We start from the raw sequence: 17,339 nt of genomic DNA on the forward strand, positions 1-17,339 counted from the left end.
ACCATCCCTCTATTTATTTCCTTATTTTTACATTCTATAAGGTACATGAAAAACCCTCTTTTTTGTAACATAATTTAACAAAAAACTTTTTATATCATTATTTTAAAGGATTTTTAGTTATCATTCCAGCTTTTCTAGGGTATTTTTTAGGAGTTGATTTCATTTTTTTTATAACTAGTAGATTATGCTTTAGATTACTATCTTCAATTTCTACTTCAATTATCTTTTCTATGTTGCCTCCTAATAATTTTATAGCACCCTCAGCTTCTTTTATTTCTTCATCTATAGCTGGACCTTTTAAGGCTACAAAATATCCCCCCACTTTTACATATGGCAAGCAAAATTCAATAAGTACAGTTAAATTAGCAACTGCTCTGGATACAGCAATGTCAAAATTCTCTCTATATATTTCATCCTGCGCAAAATCTTCCGCTCTACCATGTATAGTTTTAATATTTTTTAAGTCTAATTCATTTATTACTTCATTTAAAAAATTTACCCTTTTATTTAGTGAATCTAATAAAACAAGCTCACTTCGTGGATTTATAATTTTCATTGGTATTCCTGGAAATCCTCCACCTGTACCTATATCTATAATAGATTTAGCTTCTATCACTTCTCTAAATTTAAAAACCTTTATAGAATCAATAAAATGCTTTTTTATTATGTCTTCATCTTCAGTTATTGCAGTTAAATTAACCTTTTGATTCCATTCTTGTATAAGTTCTTTATATCTAATAAATTGATTATATTTGTTTTGGTCTAATATTAATCCTTCCTTTTCACAGGCTACATTTAATAAATCAAAATAACTCATCATACCCTCCATTAACTATTAAGTTCTTCTCTTCTAGACTTTTGCTCTAAATATATAAGTAAAACAGATATGTCTGCTGGTGAAACTCCTGATATTCTTGATGCCTGACCTATATTAGTAGGTCTAATATTGTTTAATTTTTGAATAGCTTCTATTCTTAAACCTTTAATATCACCATAAGTTAAATCTTTAGGTAGAATTTTATTTTCATACTTCTTAAATTGATTAATTTGCTCTAACTGTTTATTTATATATCCCTCGTATTTAGATATTATGTTTACTTGTTCGGTTACTGCAAAGTCTAATAATTCTCTTTCAGGGTCAATACTATCCACATTATAATAATCTAATTCTGAACGTTTAATTAATTCATATAGAGAAGTTGGCTTTTTAAGTGGTGCTGAATTCATATTCTCTAAAAATTCATTATTTTCCTTTTTGTTGGTTATTTGTATACCTTTAATTCTCTCTATTTCATTTTCAATAGTTTCTTTCTTATGTATAAATCTATCATATCTCTCTTGTGATACAAGTCCTACTACATAACCCATTTCAGTTAGCCTTAAATCAGCATTATCCTGTCTCAAAAGCAATCTATACTCTGCACGAGAGGTCATCATTCTATAAGGTTCATTAGTACCTTTTGTCACTAAATCATCTATTAGAACTCCAATATAGGCATCTGAACGCTTTAAAATTAATGGTTCTTTTCCTTTAAGTTTTAATGCAGCATTTATTCCTGCAATAATACCTTGACCTGCTGCTTCCTCATAACCTGAACTTCCATTTACTTGCCCAGCTGAAAATAAACCATCAATATGTTTGAATTCTAAAGATAATTTAAGCTCTGTTGGGTCTATACAGTCATACTCTATAGCATACGCTGTTCTCATCATCTCTACATTCTCAAGTCCAGGTATAGTTCTTAACATCTCAAGTTGAACATCCTCTGGAAGAGAGCTACTCATTCCCTGTAAATACATTTCTGTAGTAGATTCCCCTTCTGGTTCCACAAATAGCTGATGTCTGTCTTTATCTCTAAATCTCATAACCTTATCTTCTATAGATGGACAATACCTTGGTCCTGTACTTTTTATAGATCCATTATATAATGGCGATCTATTTATATTATTAAGTATTACTTCATGAGTTTTCTCATTAGTGTAAGTCAAATAACAAGAAACTTGCTCTCTTTGTATATCTCCACTCATAAATGAAAACGGCACTACCTTTTCATCTCCATGTTGCTCTTCCATTTTTGACAAATCTAAAGACCTACTATTTACTCTAGCAGGAGTTCCTGTTTTAAATCTTCTTAAAGAGATTCCTAAATCCAATAAACAACTCGATAATTCATTAGCAGGGAATAACCCACTTGGACCCTCATTTAAAACTACTTCACCAATTATTACCTGAGATTTTAAATATGTTCCACTTGTTAGTATTACTGACTTACATGAGAAATATGCACCATGTTTAGTTAATACTCCCTTTACTACCTTATTTTCTACATCTATGCTTACAACCTCTAATTGCCTTAAATATAAATTGGGCTCTAATTCTAAAACATATTTCATTCTTTCAGAATATCTCTTTTTATCTGCCTGCGCTCTTAAAGAGTGAACAGCTGGACCCTTGGATATATTAAGCATCCTAGACTGTATATAGGTATTATCTATATTTATACCCATCTCTCCACCTAAAGCATCTACTTCTCTTACCAGATGTCCTTTAGCAGTTCCTCCTATATTCGGATTACATGGCATAAATGCCACACTATCTAAATTTAAAGTACATACTAAAGTCCTAAAGCCCATTCTAGCAGTGGCTAGTGCCGCTTCACAACCTGCATGTCCTGCCCCTATTACAATTACATCATAATCTCCTGCAAAATATTTCATCATATCACCTACTTACCTAAACAAAAATCTTTAAATATTTTATCTATTATATTTTCTTCAAGAGAATCTCCTGTTATTTCTCCTAAATAAGTCCATGCATTTCTAATATCTATAGACGCTAAATCTATAGCAAACACATTATTTAACGTATCTATAGCACTAACAATACTATCATATGCTCTAAATAATGCTTCCTTATGCCTAGTATTTGTAATTATTACATTATTTGTTGTAATTTCACCTTTAAAAAATAAGTTCTTTATTGCTTTTTTTACTTCATTAATTCCTTCACCAGTCTTTGCTGATATATTAAATATATTTTCGCAATTTAAATCTATCAAATCTTCCTTTGTAACCCTCGGACTTAGATCACTTTTATTTAATAATACTATATATTTTCTATCCTTTATATAGTCAATAATTTCTCTGTCTTCACTGTCTAATTCTTTACTACTATCTAGTAGTAATACAACCAAATCAGCATCTTTAATTTTTTCTTTCGATTTCTCCACTCCAATTTTTTCAACTATATCCTCTGTTTCTCTTATTCCTGCAGTATCTATTATCTTTACTGGCATTCCAGATATACTTATATATTCTTCTATAACATCTCTGGTAGTTCCAGGTACATCAGTAACTATGGCTCTATTTTCTCTTGTTAAAGTATTTAATAAAGATGACTTTCCAACATTAGGTTTACCTACGATTACAGTACTTAAACCTTCTCTTAAAATTTTACCTTCCTCGGAAGTTTCTATCAAGTTATTTATCTTTGCCTTTATATCTTCTAGTTTTCCAATAGCCATTTCTGAAGTTACTTCCTCTAAATCATCCTCTGGGTAGTCAACAGTAGCCTCAATATGAGCAATAGTAGCTATTAATTCTTCTCTTAAACCTCTTATTTCCTTAGATATTCCACCTTCACTCTGAATCAGTGCAGACTTCATACTTAGCTCAGTCTTTGCATTTATTATATCTATTACTGCTTCAGCCTGAGATAAATCTATTCTTCCATTCAAAAAAGCTCTTTTGGTAAATTCTCCTGGTTCTGCAACCCTAGCTCCTTGTTTAACAACTATCTCTAAAACCTTATTAGTTGCTATAACTCCACCATGACAATTTATTTCAACAGTATCTTCTGCAGTAAAGCTTCTAGGACCTTTCATAAAAGAAACTATAACTTCATCTACGTGATTGCCATCTTGATCTATTATATTACCATATCTCATTGTATAAGCTTTCATATCACTTATAGATTTTCCATTTTTAGCTTTAAAAATCTTATCCACTATATTTAAAGCTTTATCTCCTGATACTCTTATAATTGCTATTCCACCTTCACCTATGCTTGTTGATATGGCAGCAATAGTATCAAAGTCCTTCATATATTTTCCTCCTTTTTAAAGGAACTAAATTCCTTAAAGTAATTTTATGTTATTATAAAAATTTACACTATGTATAGTATTTTAACCTTAAACATATATATTGTATCATTAAAATCTAAATATATATAAAAAAGAAAGCCCTCTTAGGCTTTCTTTAGTTCTATAACAACTCTTCTAAAAGGTTCATCGCCCTCACTATGTGTAATAATATTCGGGTCATTCTGAAGTGTTGCGTGTATAACTCTTCTCTCATATGGATTCATAGGTTCAAGTTTTAAAGTTTTCCCACTTACTTTAACCTTACTAGCCATTTTTCCTGCTAATTTTTTTAAAGTTTCTTGTCTATTTTGTCTGTAATTTACGGTATCTAAGATGACTCTCTTATACTCCTCTTCATGATTCTTATTTACAACTAGGCTAACAAGGTATTGAAGTGAGTCCAATGTTTCTCCTCTATATCCTATCAATACTCCCATATTAGGTCCTACCAAGTTAATCTTAATCTCATTATTTTCTTCAGTCACTTTAATTTCAGCCTTCACATTCATAGCATTTAACACATTAAGTAAAAAGTCCTTGGCTTCATTTGCTTGATTTCTTTTTAAAGTAACCTTAACCCTAGCAGGCTTAACCCCTATTATATTTAAAAATCCTTTACTTCCTTCTTCTATAATCTCAATATTAACCTTATCCTGCGTTACCTTTAATTCTGTTAGTGCATTTTTTATAGCTTCATCAGTAGTTTTTCCCATCATTTCTATAGTTTTCATACTGTATGCACCGCCTTTCTAATATTGCAATAGGTTATTTATGCTCGTTTTGCATTTTTTGTATTCTTTTCATTTTTAGTATTTTTTGATGCATTAGGAACATTTACTTTCATAGTTTTAGCTAGTAACCTTGTCTGAGTCATTTGAATTAAGTTACTAATTGTCCAATATAATACTAGCGCTCCAGCAAACTTTAGAGACATAAATCCAAAGAATATAGACATACCTATATTCATTGTAGCTGTTTTCTTAGCCGCTTCACTATCTCCACCTGGTTGCATGCTCTTAGTAGAAAAATATGTTGTCAAACCTGACACTATTGGTAATATATACAATGGATCTTTTTGTGTTAAGTCAGGTAACCATAAAAATCCTGCACCATGATAATCTATCTTACTAAATACATAGAACAATGCAATCATTATTGGAAATTGTATTAGCATTGGTAAACATCCACTCATTGGACTTACATCGTTCTCCTTATATAGCTTCATCATTTCCTGCTGTGCTCTTTGAGGATCTTTTTTATATTTTTCTTGTAATTTCTGAACTTCTGGTTGAATAGCACTCATCTTAGTAGTTGATTTTGTTTGCTTAATACTAAGTGGTAATAAACATACTTTTGCAACTATAGTAAATAGTATAATTGCTACACCATACGACCAATCTGGATTAGTTATCACAGCTTCAACTAAGCCATGAATACCATTAAATAACTGAACAAATATATCTGTTAAGAAATTTCTCAAACTTAACCCTCCTAATTTATGTTAATCAACGGGATCATATCCACCCTTATGATATGGATGACACCTTAAAATTCTCTTTATAGCTTTAAAGCCACCCTTTATAGCGCCATATTTTTCTATAGCCTGCATAGCATACACTGAGCAGGTTGGTTCATATATACAGCAAGGTGGTTTTAATGGAGATATATAATTTCTATAAAATTTAATTACTATTAGTAATATTTTTTTCAACATTGATTATCCCTGATTTCTTAAATAAGTATTTTACAGAACTCTCTATTTCCTTATAGTCCTTATCTTTAGCCGCGCTTCTAGCAACAAACACTAAGTCATACCCATTTTTCAGTACATCTTTGTTTAATCTAAAACTTTCACTAATCAATCTTTTAACTCTGCTTCTAATTACACTTTTTCCTACTTTTTTACTAACAGATATTCCTACTCTATTTATACCCTTGTTATTTCTAAAGATATATATAACTAACAAGGAGTTAGAAAAAGACTTTCCTCTTTTATATACTAATCTGAATTCAGCATTTTTTCTTAATCTATCTTCTTTCATAATTCCCTGTTGCCTACTTTCTTAAGTTGCAGAAAAAGGCCACATTAGCGGCCCTTATGCTGTCAATCTTTTTCTACCTTTTAGTCTTCTTCTCTTTAAAACATTTCTACCAGATTTAGTTTTCATTCTCTTTCTAAATCCATGTTCTTTTTTTCTTTGTCTTTTTTTAGGTTGGTATGTCATGAACATATCTCTACACCCCTTTCTAATCTGTAGTTATTTATAGCAATTATATTATTACTATTTTACATTTTACTATTAGATTATATAGTTATCATTTATTAATGTCAAGATAACTATTATGACAAAAAAAACTTCATTATATATGTACATTTGTTGATAAAAAACTACACAATATATTTTTTTGTGGATAACTTATTGAATACCTTTTAATATTTTGATATTATGAAATAAGAATTGTGAATAAGTTTTTCTTTTTAAAGTTATACACAATCTGTTGATAACCCTGTGTATAACTTTTGATTTTTTGTTTATTACGCTATTTCATTAGCGTATTATCTTCTAAAAAATCAGTACTTATACATTATTAGTTATGTTGATAATTTACTTAACTTATATGTTAATAACATATAGGTTAAGCTTTGTTGTTATCAAAGTTATTAACATGTGAATAAAATTAATAACATTTGTAAATAAATCTAAATATGATTATTTTATGTTGATAATGTTGTTAATTACTTTTATTATTTATTTTATCGGGAGGATAGGAAATGAGCATCCACGTGAATGATATTTGGGAAAAAACTTTACTTACTTTAAAGGCTGAACTTACAGAAGTAAGTTTTAATACTTGGATTAAAAGCATTGATCCTATTAAATCCACGGACTCAACTATAACCCTTGGAGTTCGCAATGAGTTTACCCGAGATATTTTAGAAAATAGGTACAAAGACCTTATAAAAAATTCTATTCAAGCAGTGTGCAATAAAGGCTATGATATAGATTTTATTATATTTTCTGAAGAAGCCACTGATTTAGCTTCACCTAAAACTCAAAAGCCAAAACGGAATTCCTTAGTAGTTAATGACGAACTATCTACTACTTTAAATCCAAAATATACTTTTGACTCCTTCGTTATAGGTAACAGTAATAGATTTGCTCATGCTGCATCACTTGCAGTTGCAGAATCTCCTGCTAAAGCATACAATCCTCTATTTATATATGGAGGGGTTGGGCTTGGAAAGACACACCTAATGCATGCTATTGGTCACTACATACAACAGATGAATTCAAACTCTAAAGTTGTTTATGTTTCATCTGAAAAATTTACTAACGAATTAATAAATTCCATAAAAGATGATAAAAATGTAGAATTTAGAAATAAATATAGAAATGTAGATGTCCTTTTAATAGATGATATTCAATTTATTGCAGGTAAAGAGCGTACCCAAGAAGAGTTTTTCCATACATTTAATGCATTGCATGATGCAAATAAGCAAATAATTTTATCTAGTGATAGACCACCTAAAGAAATTCCAACATTAGAAGATAGATTGCGTTCTAGATTTGAATGGGGCTTAATTGCAGATATTCAGGCTCCTGATTTTGAAACTAGAATAGCTATATTAAAGAAAAAGGCTGATGTAGAAAAACTGAATATTCCTAATGAAGTTATGGTGTATGTGGCAACTCAAATTAAATCTAACATTAGAGAGTTGGAGGGAGCCTTAATTCGAATTGTTGCATATTCATCTCTTACAAATAAGGAAATTAGTGTAGACTTAGCTACTGAAGCCCTAAAAGACATAATTTCGAATAGAAACTCTCGTCAAGTAACTATAGAACTTATACAAGATATCGTTTCTAGTTATTACAATCTAAAAATAGAAGATTTTAAATCTTCCAGAAGAACTAGAAATGTAGCATTTCCTAGGCAAATAGCTATGTATCTTTCTAGAAAATTAACTGACACTTCTCTTCCTAAAATCGGAGAAGAATTTGGTGGAAGGGATCATACTACTGTAATTCATGCTTATGAAAAAATATCAGAAAATCTAAAAAAGGATGAAAATCTACAAGCAATTGTTGCTGAATTATCAAAAAAAATAAATCAAACTTAATTAATTAACAGTTGTTTATATTTTTTTGAAAGTTTATTGTGGATAGAAAATCTAATAACATTATTCTATTAATACTGTGGATAAATTCAAATGGTTATTTTAATTTTATCCACATTTATTTTTACATCACTTTCGTGAACTATTGTGGGCTTGATACACTTATCCACAAACCCACAGCCCCTACTACTATTACTACTAAATAATTTATTATTATCTAACCTATTCTAACCAATTTTTTTTGTGTATAAACGGAGGTATTTAAATGCAATTTATAATAGAGAAAAATTTAATCCAAGATGCTATATCCGATGTTCAAAAGGCAATTACAGGAAAATCAACAATGCCTGTACTTCAAGGTATTTATATTGAGGCTAAAGAAGGGGTATTAACTTTAATTGGATCTGATATTGAGGTTAGTATAGAAAAGAAAATATATACTGATATCATAGAAGAAGGATCAATAGTTCTAGACTCTAGATTATTTGGAGATATAATTAGAAAATTGCCTAATGACAATATCCGAATAACAACAACATCAGATAATGAAATAGAGATTAAATGTCAAAAATCAAATGTTCAACTAATACATATGAAATCAGATGAATATCCTAGTTTACCTAGCATAGAAGAAGATATTATATTATCAGTATCTCAAAAAACTCTCAAAACTATGATAAAATCTACAATATTTGCAATTGCTCAAGATGATACTAGACCAATTTTAACTGGGGTATTATTAGAAATAAAGGATAATAGCCTAAATATGGTTGCATTAGATGGATTTAGAGTAGCTTTTAGAAGTGAACAAATTCAAGAAACCAATAAAAAACAAGCTGTAATACCAGGAAAAACCCTAAATGAAATATCTAAAATTTTAAAAGATAGTGACGATGAAGTACAAATAACATTTACTCAAAATCATATACTATTCAATTTAGGTAATACAAAGGTTATATCTAGATTATTAGAAGGCGACTTTATTAAATATGATTCTATAATACCTAAAGAATATAATCTTAAAATTACTGCTAAAAGAGATGAAATTTTAGGATGTATTGAAAGAGCATCATTAATGGCTAAAGATGGAAACACCAATTTAGTAAAATTAGACATACAAGATGATGTTTTAGTAATAAACTCCAATTCTCAATTGGGAAAAGCAAGGGAAGAAATGCAAGTTAATATGCAAGGAGATAGTTTAAAAATTGCATTTAATTCTAAGTATTTGATTGATGTATTTAAAATTATGGAGGAAGATGAAATTACTATGGAATTTACATCTCCAGTTACACCTTGTGTTATTAAAAACTCAGAAATAGATAATTGTACGTATCTATTACTGCCTGTAAGAGTTGTAAACAATAATTAGGATGTGGTAAATATGATAGAGGTACAAATAAACAGCGAATTTATAAAACTTGATTCATTTTTAAAATTTTGTGGAGCTGCTTCATTAGGATCATATGCTAAACTTTTTATTCAAAATGGTGAAGTAGAAGTTAATGGTGAAATTGAAACACGACGTGGAAAGAAATTATATACTGGGGATAAAGTTGAGTTTCAAGGAGAAACCTATATAGTAAAAAGAAATTAGAGGCTGAGTTGATTCAGCCTCTAATTTTTAGAAAATCCTCATTTACTTTTATGATTTAAATTATAAAAGTAAACTAAACAAAAGTATATTTTTAGATTATACTTATACTGTAAATATATATTTATGATATAATTTATATGGGTGTTTTTATGTATGTTAAATATTTAAACTTAATAAATTTTAGAAACTATGAAAGATTAAAGATTGAATTGTGTAATGGAACAAATGTGTTTCAGGGAGATAATGCACAAGGAAAGACAAATATTTTAGAGGCTCTTTATTATACTAGTATTGGAAAGTCCCATAGAACTAATAAAGATAGAGAGCTTATTATGATGGACAAAAACGAATGTTACTTAAGTACTTATATAGTGCGAGAAAGATTGGATAAAAGAATAGAAATAAAATTTTTAAAAGATGGTAAAAAAGCTTTCAGTGTGAATTCTGTAAAAATATTAAAACTTCAAGACTTAATTGGAATTTTAAATGTAGTTATGTTTTCACCAGAAGACTTAAACATAGTAAAGGACTCTCCAGCTTATAGAAGAAGATTTTTAGATATAGAGCTATGTAAATTAAATAAAAAATATTACTATGCATTAACTATGTATAAAAAAGTTCTTAATGAAAGAAATACAGTGCTAAGGAAGTTTAATGGCGACACAACAATGTTAGATATATATGACATCAATCTTTCTGAATATGGTAGCTATATTGTTCAAGAAAGACTAAAATATATAGATAAACTTAATGAGTTTGGAGAAAAAATTCATAATGAGATAACTAGTGGAGTGGAAAATATTAAATTTAGTTATCTTATGCAATTAAAATCAAAAGAAAATATAAAACTAGATTTATATAATCTATTAATAAATAATAGGAATAAAGATTTAGAAAAAAGAATTACATCCGTAGGACCTCATAGAGACGATTTTCTAATAACTATAAACGAAATGGATGTAAAAACTTTCGGATCTCAAGGTCAGCAGAGAACTTCAGTATTAACAATAAAATTTGCATCCCTAAATATAATAAAGAACCTGACAGGAGAGTATCCGTTATTACTACTTGATGATGTACTGTCTGAACTTGACACAAAGAGGCAACAATATATATTGAACTCAATCAAAAATATTCAGACACTGATTACTTGTACAGGAATAATAGATATAGAAAAATACTTAACTAGTGATAATATAAATGTTTTTAGAGTAAATAAGGGTTTAGTTGAACAAATAAGATAATTATAAAGAGGAGGAAGAACATGTTTCTACATTTAGGAGAAAATATAGTAGTGCCTGTAAAAGATGTTATAGGTATCTTTGATATAGAATCCACTATGTATAGTTCGGATACAAGTCAGTTTCTAAGAATGGCTGAAGAGGATGGATTCGTTGAAAGAATTACCAAGGATAAGCCTAAATCTTTTATCATTGCAGAGGTTGATAAAAAAAGTAAAATTTATCTTTCTCCAATATCATCAACCACATTAAGTAAAAGAACTAATATTTCATATTGTGAGTTTTAGTTTAAGTTAGGAGGATAACTATGACCAATAATCAAAATTATGATGATAATCAAATACAAGTTTTAGAAGGTCTTGAGGCTGTTAGAAAAAGACCTGGTATGTATATAGGAAGTACGAGCGCTAGAGGACTTCACCATCTAGTTTATGAAATAGTTGATAATAGTATAGATGAGGCTATGACAGGTGTTTGTAGCAACATAGAAGTAACTATACATGAAAATAATTCTATAACCGTAAAAGATGATGGAAGAGGTATGCCAGTAGGCATACACCCTAAAATGAACTTACCGACAGTAGAAGTTATAATGACTGTGCTTCATGCAGGAGGAAAATTTGGTGGTGGAGGATACAAAGTATCTGGTGGACTACACGGAGTTGGTGCCTCTGTAGTTAATGCACTGTCAGAAAAATGTGAAGTTACTATAAAAAGAGAGGGTCATATTTGGAGTCAAGGTTTTTCAAGGGGGAAGGTTGTTACACCTTTTGAAAAGATAGGTGACTCAGATGAGCATGGAACTACTACTCATTTTAGACCTGACCCTGAGATATTTGATACAATAGAATTTGATTATGATACATTAAGTAGTAGACTAAGAGAATTAGCATTTCTAAATAAGGGAATTAGAATACTATTAACAGATGAAAGATTTGATAAGCACAATGATTTTCATTATGAAGGCGGAATAAAATCATTTGTTGAATATCTAAATAGAAATAAAGGAAAAATTCACAATGAACCAGTTTATATAGAGGGAGAAAAAAATACTACTTCTGTAGAAATTGCTTTCCAATACAATGATACCTACAATGAAAACTTATTTTCCTTTGCAAACAACATAGATACCATAGAAGGTGGGACACATTTAGTTGGATTTAAAACAGCACTAACAAGAGTTTTAAATGATTATGGTAAAAAGTTTGGATTTTTAAAAGATAATGATAAAAATCTTAGTGGTGAAGATGTTAGAGAAGGTTTAACTGCGGTTGTTTCTGTTAAATTAACAGATCCACAATTTGAAGGTCAAACAAAGACTAAACTTGGCAATAGTGAAGTTAGAGGAATAGTTGAAACTGTTTTAGGAGAGACTGTAAGCTCATTTTTGGAAGAAAACCCATCAATTGGAAAGAATATTATAGAAAAAAGTTTAAATGCTGCTAGAGCAAGAGAAGCAGCTAAAAAAGCTAGAGAACTAACAAGAAGAAAATCAGTTTTAGAAAGCACATCATTACCAGGGAAATTAGCAGATTGCTCTTCAAAAAATCCAGAGGAATGTGAAATATATATAGTTGAGGGAGATTCTGCAGGAGGCTCAGCAAAACAAGGAAGAGATAGAAAATTCCAAGCTATACTTCCTCTAAGAGGAAAAATAATGAATATAGAAAAGCAAAGATTAGATAAAATGCTTGCTTCTGAATCTATAAGATCAATGATAACTGCATTTGGAGCAGGTATAGGTGATGAATTTGATACAACTAAACTTAGATATGGAAAAATTATTTTAATGACTGATGCCGACGTTGATGGTGCTCACATAAGAACATTATTGTTAACTCTATTCTATAGATATATGAGAGAGTTAGTTGAGAAAGGTCATGTATTTATTGCACAGCCACCATTGTATAAAATTAAAAAAGGAAAACAGGAAATATATACTTATAGTGATCCAGAATTAGAAAGAGAACTTCAAAACTTAGGAGGAAAAGATAGTAGTGTAGATATCCAAAGATACAAAGGTCTTGGGGAGATGAATGCAACGCAACTTTGGGATACCACTATGAATCCAGAAACTAGGACATTGCTTCAAGTAACTGTAGATGATGCAATGGCTGCAGATGAGATATTTACTATTCTAATGGGTGATAAAGTTGAACCTCGTAGAGAATTTATACAAGAAAATGCTAAGAAGGTTAGCAACTTAGATATTTAAGATTATAGTAAAGAGAGGTGTTACAAATGGATAGTAAAGAAAAAATAATTCCTATTGATATAAAAAATGAAATGAAAAAATCTTATATAGATTATGCCATGAGCGTAATTGTAGGTAGGGCATTACCTGATGTAAGAGATGGATTAAAACCAGTTCATAGAAGAATACTATATTCTATGCATGAACTAGGTATAACTCCTGAAAAAGGCTATAGAAAATGTGCAAGAATAGTTGGAGATGTTTTGGGTAAATATCACCCACACGGTGATACTTCTGTTTATGATGCACTAGTAAGGATGGCTCAAGACTTTTCTATAAGATATATATTAGTTGATGGTCATGGAAACTTTGGTTCTGTGGATGGAGATGGTGCGGCAGCAATGAGGTATACGGAGTCAAAGATGAGTAAAATTACAACTCAAATGCTTCGTGATATTAATAAAAATACTGTAAATTTTATACCTAACTTTGATGGTGAGGAAAGTGAGCCAGTAGTTCTACCATCTAGATTTCCTAATCTTTTAATAAATGGGTCTTCAGGAATAGCCGTAGGTATGGCAACTAATATACCACCTCACAATTTAGTGGAAGTTATAGATGGTACAATAATGCTTATAGATAATAGTGAGGCTACTGTAAGTGACTTGATGACAAAAATCAAGGGACCTGACTTTCCAACAGCAGGTATAATATTAGGAAAAAGTGGTATAAGAAGTGCCTATGAAACAGGTAGAGGAAAAATTCTTGTTAGATCTAAAGCTGAGATTGAAGAACATAATGGGAGAAATAGAATTATTGTAACTGAGATACCATACCAGGTTAACAAGGCAAATCTAATAGAGGCTATAGCAGAGTTAGTAAAAGATAAGAAAATTGAAGGTATATCTGATCTTAGAGATGAATCTGATAGAGAAGGTATGAGAATTGTTATAGAACTTAAGAGGGATGCTAATGCAAATGTAGTGTTAAATAGATTATATAAACATACTAAGATGCAAGATACCTTTGGAGTCATAATGTTAGCACTAGTAGATAATGAGCCAAAGGTTTTAAATCTAAAGCAAATTTTAGAATATTATATAGCACATCAAAAGGATGTAGTAACAAGAAGAACTATATTTGATTTAGATAAAGCTAATGCAAGAGCTCATATCGTTGAAGGCCTTAGAATCGCTCTTGATTATATAGATCAAGTTATAAATTTAATTAGAAGTTCTAAGACAGCTCAAGAAGCGAAAGAAGGGTTAATGAATAACTTCAATCTTTCTGAAAAACAATCACAAGCGATATTAGATATGAGATTACAAAGATTAACAGGCTTAGAAAGAGAAAAGCTAGAGGAAGAGTATAATGAATTATTAAAGACTATAGAATATTTAGAGTCAATTTTAAATAATGAAAGTATTCTTCTTGGAATAATAAAAGATGAGCTAATAGAGATAAGAGATAAGTATGGTGATGAAAGAAGAACTGCAATTGAGAAAAATCCTTATAACTTTGAAGATGAGGATTTGATAGACAATGAGGATGTAGTAATAACATTAACTCATGCAGGTTATATAAAGAGATTACCAGCAGATACTTATAATGCACAAAAAAGAGGCGGAAGAGGAGTTCAAGGAGTTACAACTAAAGAAAATGACTTTGTTGAACATGTATTAATAACTCCAACTCTAAACAATATAATATTCTTTACTAATAGGGGTAAGGCATATAAATTAAAGGCTTATGAGATTCCAGAGGCAGGTAGAACAGCTAAAGGAACTAATATAGTAAATATATTACCACTAGATGCAAATGAAAACATACAGGCAGTTATGACTATAAAAACATTTGATAGAGATAATTACCTTGTAATGGGAACTAAGCAAGGTATAATTAAGAAAACTTCACTAGATAAGTTTGGAAATATAAGGAAAAATGGTTTAAATGCCATAAATCTTAGAGAAAATGATGAAATAGTAGGAGTTAGAATAACTAAAGGTAATGATGAGATCTTATTTGTTACTAAAGGTGGATATTCAATAAGATTTAATGAAAAAGATGTAAGAGATATGGGTAGAACTGCTACTGGAGTAAAAGCTATCACCTTAAGAGGGGATGATATAGCTGTTTCTATGATAATAGCTAAAGAAAATGAAGAGTTATTAGTTATAAGTGAAAAAGGTTTTGGTAAAAGAACTGCAATATCTGAGTATACACTTCAAAGAAGAGGTGGAAAAGGTATAAAAACCTATAAGATAACTGAAAAGACCGGAAAAGTTGTAAGTGCTAGAGTTGTTAAAGATATGGATGAAATAATGCTTATAAATAGTGATGGTATATTTATAAGAATTAATGTCAGTGAAATATCAACCCAAAGCAGAAATGCAATGGGAGTTACATTGATGAAAACAGGAGGAGATGTAAATATAGCAGCTGTTGCTAAGATAAATTATATAGAAGGTCAAGATAATGAAGAGAAGGAACTTGTAGAGAGTAATGAGATAGATGAAAATAATGTAGTTGAAGATAATAATGAATCTCTAGAAAATAATATAATTGAAAAAGAAGAAATCTAAAAAATAAGAAGAAGCCAAATAAATGGCCTCTTCTTATTTTTTAACATTAAAATATAAAAGATGCAGCTCTTAATAAATCGAAATAATTTTCTAAGTTAATACAAATAGTTTTTTCATCTAATTGTATTGCACCAGGATAAAAAGAAGCTTTATATGCATCTTTATGATCATTGTATCTAACTTTAAGTTCAAACTTATCAGGTAGTGATATGTTATAATTACATAAATCATCAGTTAAAGCTTGTTCTACATTCTTACTAATAAGTTCAGTAGCCACATCAGGATGCATACTAGTAACTGAATTTCCTTTACCCTCATTAACTCCTAAAACTTTAATATTAGGATTTATAGTTTTGGCATGATTAGTTAAATCTACATCACCACTTATAAATACAGATGGAACACCAATACTTTGAGCAGCAAAAGAATGGAATAAAAATTCAGAAGTCCTTATTCCATTTATAAAAACTTCATTTAAATTTCCATTCATAGTATGTGCTAGAGGATTTCCATTGCTATATGCTGGTGAATGATATCCTATAAACATTACAGCATCGAAAGATTCATCTAGTCCATATATCATGGAGAATGGATGTCCAGACCAACCACGTACAATTTTGCAGCAAGTAGGTAATTCGTTTAGAATTAAATTTCTTCCACTATCATGAGCATCCTTTATTAATATTTCTGTGGCCCCAGCTTTAATTGCACCTTCACAAGCGGCACATACTTCTTTTGTCATTTGCTTACTGAAATATTCATAATCAGGCTTGTTTTTTTCTGTTTCATCCCAATTACATATACCAGTAACTCCTTCAATGTCAGCGCTAATAAATACTTTCATTAAAATACCCCCTTATTATTTATATATATATTTAATTAAATTAAATATAAAACTTATCCTAGTGTATCAATATAAGTAAATGCAAGAAAAAAGGAGAAAAATGTACAAATAAGAAACTCATATAAAAAAATAAGATTTTAAAACCATGTATACATTATAATATATGATAACATATTCCTTGTCGCTGCAACAGACCAGTGAAGTTAACAACATAAATACTTATTAAAAAAAGTTAAAAAAGGTTGTTGACAAAGAATGAAATGTCTGGTAACATTATAAGAGTCGTCACTAGTAAGTGATGAAGAAATGGTCTTTGAAAATTAAACAGAGAAGAAGGTAAAACCAGTTAATTCCGATAGAGAAATCTATCAAAATGACATTAACTAATGTCAGCGAGACAAAGAGAGCTTAACAGCTTCAAACTTTTGAATTGAGAGTTTGATCCTGGCTCAGGACGAACGCTGGCGGCGTGCCTAACACATGCAAGTCGAGCGATGAAACCCTTCGGGGTGAATTAGCGGCGGACGGGTGAGTAACACGTGGGTAACCTGCCTCATAGAGGGGGATAGCCTCCCGAAAGGGAGATTAATACCGCATAACATATTTCTGCTGCATGGTA

The 17,339-nt window shown here is 30.1% G+C and carries 16 protein-coding genes and 1 rRNA gene; 8 read left to right on the plus strand and 9 right to left on the minus strand.

The genetic code is table 11. From position 1 onward, the window contains the following. Nucleotides 1–97: 97 nt before the first annotated feature. From rsmG to rpmH, 8 genes are all read right to left on the minus strand, one after another. Nucleotides 98–817 carry a 16S rRNA (guanine(527)-N(7))-methyltransferase RsmG gene (gene rsmG / locus ACI48Q_RS19630; RefSeq protein WP_474920811.1) on the minus strand — a complete coding sequence of 240 codons (720 nt, stop codon included), beginning with the start codon at nt 815–817 and terminating at the stop codon, nt 98–100. Between the two features lie 11 nt (nt 818–828). Then, nucleotides 829–2,718 carry a tRNA uridine-5-carboxymethylaminomethyl(34) synthesis enzyme MnmG gene (mnmG, locus tag ACI48Q_RS19635; RefSeq protein ID WP_474920812.1) on the minus strand — a complete coding sequence of 630 codons (1,890 nt, stop codon included), beginning with the start codon at nt 2,716–2,718 and terminating at the stop codon, nt 829–831. A gap of 8 nt (nt 2,719–2,726) precedes the next feature. Next, nucleotides 2,727–4,103 carry a tRNA uridine-5-carboxymethylaminomethyl(34) synthesis GTPase MnmE gene (mnmE, locus tag ACI48Q_RS19640; protein ID WP_474920813.1) on the minus strand — a complete coding sequence of 459 codons (1,377 nt, stop codon included), beginning with the start codon at nt 4,101–4,103 and terminating at the stop codon, nt 2,727–2,729. Nucleotides 4,104–4,246: 143 nt separating this feature from the next. Continuing rightward, nucleotides 4,247–4,873, minus strand: coding sequence for an RNA-binding cell elongation regulator Jag/EloR (gene jag, locus ACI48Q_RS19645; protein WP_474920814.1), 627 nt, complete (start codon nt 4,871–4,873; stop codon nt 4,247–4,249). A 38-nt stretch (nt 4,874–4,911) separates the two neighbouring features. Then, a complete protein-coding gene (gene yidC, locus ACI48Q_RS19650) occupies nt 4,912–5,622 on the minus strand; it encodes a membrane protein insertase YidC (RefSeq protein ID WP_474920815.1) in 711 nt (236 codons plus the stop codon). Between the two features lie 21 nt (nt 5,623–5,643). Continuing rightward, complete coding sequence (gene yidD, locus ACI48Q_RS19655; RefSeq protein WP_474920816.1) at nt 5,644–5,856, minus strand: membrane protein insertion efficiency factor YidD; 213 nt, start codon at nt 5,854–5,856, stop codon at nt 5,644–5,646. Beyond that, nucleotides 5,825–6,184, minus strand: a complete 360-nt coding sequence (gene rnpA / locus ACI48Q_RS19660; RefSeq protein WP_474920817.1) for a ribonuclease P protein component — start codon at nt 6,182–6,184, stop codon at nt 5,825–5,827. The genes yidD and rnpA overlap by 32 nt, the downstream gene beginning before the upstream one ends. Before the next feature lie 54 nt (nt 6,185–6,238). Further along, the gene (gene rpmH / locus ACI48Q_RS19665) at nt 6,239–6,373 is read right to left on the minus strand and encodes a 50S ribosomal protein L34 (protein WP_010298336.1); all 135 of its coding nucleotides are present in this window, start codon (nt 6,371–6,373) and stop codon (nt 6,239–6,241) included. A 542-nt stretch (nt 6,374–6,915) separates the two neighbouring features. Between rpmH and dnaA the strand changes: the two genes are divergently transcribed. The 7 genes from dnaA (at nt 6,916) to gyrA (ending at nt 15,876) form a co-directional block, all read left to right on the plus strand. Next, a complete protein-coding gene (dnaA, locus tag ACI48Q_RS19670) occupies nt 6,916–8,265 on the plus strand; it encodes a chromosomal replication initiator protein DnaA (protein WP_474920818.1) in 1,350 nt (449 codons plus the stop codon). A gap of 262 nt (nt 8,266–8,527) precedes the next feature. Then, entirely contained in the window at nt 8,528–9,634 is a 1,107-nt protein-coding gene (gene dnaN, locus ACI48Q_RS19675; protein ID WP_474920819.1) for a DNA polymerase III subunit beta, read from the plus strand. A gap of 12 nt (nt 9,635–9,646) precedes the next feature. Beyond that, a complete protein-coding gene (yaaA, locus tag ACI48Q_RS19680; protein WP_474920820.1) occupies nt 9,647–9,859 on the plus strand; it encodes a S4 domain-containing protein YaaA in 213 nt (70 codons plus the stop codon). Nucleotides 9,860–10,008: 149 nt separating this feature from the next. Beyond that, nucleotides 10,009–11,103, plus strand: coding sequence for a DNA replication/repair protein RecF (gene recF, locus ACI48Q_RS19685; protein ID WP_474920821.1), 1,095 nt, complete (start codon nt 10,009–10,011; stop codon nt 11,101–11,103). Between the two features lie 20 nt (nt 11,104–11,123). After that, a complete protein-coding gene (gene remB / locus ACI48Q_RS19690) occupies nt 11,124–11,387 on the plus strand; it encodes an extracellular matrix regulator RemB (RefSeq protein ID WP_474920822.1) in 264 nt (87 codons plus the stop codon). A gap of 20 nt (nt 11,388–11,407) precedes the next feature. Continuing rightward, nucleotides 11,408–13,315: a DNA topoisomerase (ATP-hydrolyzing) subunit B gene (gene gyrB / locus ACI48Q_RS19695; RefSeq protein ID WP_474920823.1), complete on the plus strand. Its 1,908-nt coding sequence runs from the start codon at nt 11,408–11,410 to the stop codon at nt 13,313–13,315. Nucleotides 13,316–13,341: 26 nt separating this feature from the next. Next, nucleotides 13,342–15,876, plus strand: a complete 2,535-nt coding sequence (gene gyrA, locus ACI48Q_RS19700) for a DNA gyrase subunit A (RefSeq protein ID WP_474920824.1) — start codon at nt 13,342–13,344, stop codon at nt 15,874–15,876. A gap of 46 nt (nt 15,877–15,922) precedes the next feature. Here the strand turns inward: gyrA and ACI48Q_RS19705 are convergent, their stop codons facing one another. Further along, nucleotides 15,923–16,720, minus strand: coding sequence for a M55 family metallopeptidase (locus tag ACI48Q_RS19705; RefSeq protein ID WP_474920825.1), 798 nt, complete (start codon nt 16,718–16,720; stop codon nt 15,923–15,925). Between the two features lie 426 nt (nt 16,721–17,146). Here ACI48Q_RS19705 and ACI48Q_RS19710 point away from each other — a divergent pair. After that, nucleotides 17,147–17,339 (plus strand): 16S ribosomal RNA (locus ACI48Q_RS19710); the annotation flags it as partial.

The organism is Clostridium sp. LXY-7, from assembly GCF_056172015.1.

What these genes read in the sequence shown, in the direction of transcription:
- rsmG (WP_474920811.1), bottom strand. Translation starts at nt 817, where the DNA reads ATGAGTTATTTTGATTTATTAAATGTAGCCTGTGAAAAGGAAGGATTA.
- mnmG (WP_474920812.1), bottom strand. Translation starts at nt 2,718, where the DNA reads ATGAAATATTTTGCAGGAGATTATGATGTAATTGTAATAGGGGCAGGA.
- mnmE (WP_474920813.1), bottom strand. Translation starts at nt 4,103, where the DNA reads ATGAAGGACTTTGATACTATTGCTGCCATATCAACAAGCATAGGTGAA.
- jag (WP_474920814.1), bottom strand. Translation starts at nt 4,873, where the DNA reads ATGAAAACTATAGAAATGATGGGAAAAACTACTGATGAAGCTATAAAA.
- yidD (WP_474920816.1), bottom strand. Translation starts at nt 5,856, where the DNA reads ATGTTGAAAAAAATATTACTAATAGTAATTAAATTTTATAGAAATTAT.
- rnpA (WP_474920817.1), bottom strand. Translation starts at nt 6,184, where the DNA reads ATGAAAGAAGATAGATTAAGAAAAAATGCTGAATTCAGATTAGTATAT.
- rpmH (WP_010298336.1), bottom strand. Translation starts at nt 6,373, where the DNA reads ATGTTCATGACATACCAACCTAAAAAAAGACAAAGAAAAAAAGAACAT.
- dnaA (WP_474920818.1), top strand. Translation starts at nt 6,916, where the DNA reads ATGAGCATCCACGTGAATGATATTTGGGAAAAAACTTTACTTACTTTA.
- dnaN (WP_474920819.1), top strand. Translation starts at nt 8,528, where the DNA reads ATGCAATTTATAATAGAGAAAAATTTAATCCAAGATGCTATATCCGAT.
- yaaA (WP_474920820.1), top strand. Translation starts at nt 9,647, where the DNA reads ATGATAGAGGTACAAATAAACAGCGAATTTATAAAACTTGATTCATTT.
- recF (WP_474920821.1), top strand. Translation starts at nt 10,009, where the DNA reads ATGTATGTTAAATATTTAAACTTAATAAATTTTAGAAACTATGAAAGA.
- remB (WP_474920822.1), top strand. Translation starts at nt 11,124, where the DNA reads ATGTTTCTACATTTAGGAGAAAATATAGTAGTGCCTGTAAAAGATGTT.
- gyrB (WP_474920823.1), top strand. Translation starts at nt 11,408, where the DNA reads ATGACCAATAATCAAAATTATGATGATAATCAAATACAAGTTTTAGAA.
- gyrA (WP_474920824.1), top strand. Translation starts at nt 13,342, where the DNA reads ATGGATAGTAAAGAAAAAATAATTCCTATTGATATAAAAAATGAAATG.
- ACI48Q_RS19705 (WP_474920825.1), bottom strand. Translation starts at nt 16,720, where the DNA reads ATGAAAGTATTTATTAGCGCTGACATTGAAGGAGTTACTGGTATATGT.